The organism is Streptomyces sp. NPDC054796, from assembly GCF_053611545.1.
Window position 1 is genome coordinate 1 of sequence record NZ_JBSHAO010000181.1, and the last position, 1,021, is coordinate 1,021.

2 pseudogenes are annotated in these 1,021 nt (G+C 71.8%); both read left to right on the forward strand.

What is annotated here, in order from left to right:
* A pseudogene (locus ACWGJ2_RS40525) lies at window positions 1–772 on the forward strand (cytochrome P450); the annotation flags it as partial.
* A pseudogene (locus tag ACWGJ2_RS40530) lies at window positions 763–1,021 on the forward strand (cytochrome P450); the annotation flags it as partial. The pseudogenes ACWGJ2_RS40525 and ACWGJ2_RS40530, both read left to right, overlap by 10 nt.

Consider the following 1,021-nt stretch of genomic DNA (forward strand, 5'->3'; position numbering starts at 1 on the left):
GGCCCTGGGCGTGCCGTCACACCAGGCCGACGCGCTGGTCGCCGGATTCACCGCCATGCTCTCCGGCGGCCCGGATGCGATCGCGGGCCAGCAGCAGGCCCGCGAGATCATCACCGACCACGTGCAGCACACCCGCACGTGCCCCGCCGCCAACGTCACTGCCACCCTGGCCGGGCACCCGGCGGAACTGACCCACAGCCAGCTCGTCGAGGACCTAGTGGTGGCGATCATCGCCGGGCACCAGACCACCGCCTACTGGATGACAAACGCGACGCGGCTGATGCTCACCGACGACCGGTTCACCAACACCTTCACCCGCGGCCGACTGCCGGTCCGCCAGGCCCTGCTCGAAGCCCTGTGGGAGGACACCCCCACCCAGATCTTCGCCGGACGCTTCACCACCCGGCCCGCCGATCTGGGCAACTACCGCATCCCGCCCGGCGACCTGATCCTCCTCGGTCTGGCCGCCGCCAACACCGACCCGCACATCCGCGCGGACACCACACAAGGCACCCGCGGCTCACGCGCCTACCTCTCCTACTCCCACGGCCCCCACGGCTGCCCCGCCCCAGCCCAGGACCTCTCGGAGATCATCGCCGCCGTCGGCATCGAAGTCCTCCTCGACCGGCTCCCCGACATGACCCTGGCCTGCGAACCCGACCAACTGCGCTGGCAGCCCGGGGTATGGATGCGCGGCCTATTGGCCCTGCCCGTCCGCTTCACCCCCGCACCGCCCACACACACCCGCACCGGAGGAGTCCCGTGGATCTGAACCCCACCACCCCGACCAGCACCAGCACGCCCGGCCCGATACCGTCCCTGGACCATCCCGTCCACCACCTCGACCCGCACACTGCGGACCTCCACAACGACGCCGCCCTCATGCGCGCCAGCGGCCCCCTCGTCCCCGTCCATCTCCCCGGCGGCATCCCGTGCTGGGCCATCACCCGCGACGCCGTCGCCCGCGAAGTCCTCGCTGACACCGCCACCTTCAGCGTCGAGCGGCGCCACTGGCGCGCCC